Here is a 2470-nt window from a genome sequence, read left to right as displayed (position 1 = left end):
TGAATATTCGTCTCACTGGGGGCCATCGCTATTGCCTTCGGGGGCCAGTGTCCGGAAACGCGATTATTGCGCTTGGGGGCCGGCAGTAGCGTCCGTGGGGGCCACCGGTCCTTAGGCTCCTTCCGCCGCGTGTAGAGGGCACGTGGCGGAAGGAGCAATCCGTGACTGTACGGAAGATCAGGGCGAAGCTTGTGCTGCAGCTTCGCGCCGAGGGCCTGTCGGGGCGGGCGATCGCCGCCTCGCAGGGCATGTCCCGCAAGAGCATCACTGCGGTGCTGGAGGCTGCCGACGCGACGGAGACGAGCTGGGACGACATCGCCGAGCTGACCGATGAGCAGGTGTACGCCCGCCTGTTCCCGGGCCGCGGGGAGCACGAGAGCGTGTTCGCCCAGCCGGACTGGGAGCAGGTCCACCGGGAGATGGCGCGGGTCGGGGTCACGCTGAAGCTGCTGCACAGCGAGTACACCGACCAGTGCAGCGCCTCGAAGGCACCGGCGATGGGCTATGACCGGTGGTGCAAGACCTACCAGCGGCACGTGATGGTCACCGGCGCCGCCTCCCGCGTCGGCCACAAGGCCGCCCAAACGGTCGAGGTCGACTGGTCCGGCCCCACAATGGAGCTCATCGACCCGGCAACCGGGGCGACGCGGAAGGTGTACCTGTTCGTTGGGTGCCTGCCGTTCAGTCGGTACGCCTTTGTCTATCCGGCCACAGACATGCAGCAGGACGCGTGGCTGCGGGCGCACGTGGCGATGTTCGAGTTCTTCGGTGGTTCGGTGCCGCGGATCGTGTGCGACAACCTCAAAACCGGGGTGGTCAAGCATCCCCGCGATGGGGAGATCGTGCTCAATGATGCCTACCGGGAGATGGCCGCTCATTACTCGGCAGCCGTTTTACCAGGTCGTATACGGCGTCCCAAGGACAAATCTGGGGCCGAGAACACCGTCTTGCATGTGGCGACGTGGGTGATCGCCGGCCTGCGGGATCGGAAGTTCGCCTCGCTGCCCGAGCTGGCGGAGGCGATCGGTGAGCGGATGGACGCCTACAATCGCGAACAGTTTCAGAAGCGTCCCGGCTCAAGACTCGGCGTGTTCGCCGCCGAGGAGCGGCCGCTGCTGACGCCGCTGCCGGCGGTGGCGTACGAGATCAGCCGGTGGCTCTACGGCCGCCGCGTGGGCCGCAACGGGCACGTGGTGTTCGAGCGCAACTTCTACTCGGCCCCACTGGCGCATATCGGCACCAAGGTCGACGTGCGGATCACCGCCCGAACGCTGGAGATCTACCGGGGTACCGAGCGGATCTCTAGCCACCTTCTGCTTCCCGAGCAGACATCAGGGCAGTACCGCACCAATAACGCCGACCTCCCAGCTGGCGAGCGATACCAACAGTGGGATGCGCCGCGGGTTCGCCAGTGGGCCGAGCGGGTGGGGCCGGCGGCGGTGATTGTGGTCAACCGGGTCTTCGAATCCGTCCCAGTCGACGAACAGGGCCTGGACGCCGCCCTGGCGGTGCTGCGCCTTTCTCGCCGTTTCTCGGCCGAGCGGGTCGAAGCCGCGTGCGCACTGGCGTTGACCGGTCCGGTGCGCTCGCCCCGGTACGCGCACATCCAACCAATCCTGGTCACCGGCCAGGACAAGGCCGCGGCCCTGCGACCGGCACAAGAAGCACCCGCTGAGGTCGGCGGCTACGTGCGCGGCGCCGACTACTACGCCGGAGGCACACGATGAGCGCCATCGATATCGAGATCAAGCGCAAGCTTCGCGAGATGGGCGCCCAGCCCCTGCTGGAGGCGATCGAGGCGCAACACGAGGACCACGTTCTCGGGATGAGTTTTCATGAGCGGCTGCAGCTGGTCGTCGACCACGCCCACGAGAGCTTCAACCACTCCAAAGTCGACGGCCTCATCCGCCGAGCAGGACTGCGGTACCCGAGCGCTGACCTGCGGCGAGTGGACCTGATCGACGAGCGCGGCCTGAACCGAGCCGTGCTCGCCCAGCTGGCAACCTGCTCGTTCATCGATCGCCAGCAGAACGTCGTGTTCCAGGGGTTCACTGGCTCGGGAAAGTCCTACCTCGGCTGCGCCCTGGCCAAACAAGCCTGCACCCACCGGCACCGGGCGCACTACATCCGAATGCCCGACCTGGAAGAGGCCTGGGCGCTGGCGAAAGACCGACCGCAGGGGCAAACGAAGTTCCTCAAGAAGTACGCCGCGTTCTCGCTACTCGTGATCGACGAATGGCTCCTCGACCACCCCGATGAAGCGATGCGCAGCATGCTGCTCGAACTGCTCGAGCGCCGCTACGACACCGGATCCACCGTCTTCTGCACCCAGTACGCGAAGAAGGACTGGCACCAACGCCTCGGCTCAGGGGTACACGCCGACGCCATCATGGACCGCATCGTCCACAGCGCCATCTGGATCGACACCGGCACCCACAACATGCGCGAACACGCCGCCGCGAATCAGTAG

The 2470-nt window shown here is 66.2% G+C and carries 2 protein-coding genes; both read left to right on the top strand.

The features are described from left to right. Positions 1-161: 161 nt before the first annotated feature. On the top strand, positions 162-1727 hold the full coding sequence (gene istA, locus G6030_RS13590; protein WP_182643488.1) for an IS21 family transposase: 1566 nt from the start codon (positions 162-164) through the stop codon (positions 1725-1727). Further along, entirely contained in the window at positions 1724-2470 is a 747-nt protein-coding gene (locus G6030_RS13585; RefSeq protein ID WP_182643487.1) for an ATP-binding protein, read from the top strand. Before istA ends, G6030_RS13585 begins: the two co-directional genes overlap by 4 nt.

Source organism: Dietzia sp. E1, from assembly GCF_014145015.1.
Lineage (GTDB): Bacteria > Actinomycetota > Actinomycetes > Mycobacteriales > Mycobacteriaceae > Dietzia > Dietzia cinnamea_A.
The sequence above is the reverse complement of the archived record's forward strand: the minus strand, read 5'-3'. Positions and strand labels throughout refer to the sequence as shown.

Excerpts from the sequence above, each read along its gene's own strand:
- G6030_RS13585 (WP_182643487.1), top strand. The coding sequence starts at position 1,724 with ATGAGCGCCATCGATATCGAGATCAAGCGCAAGCTTCGCGAGATGGGC.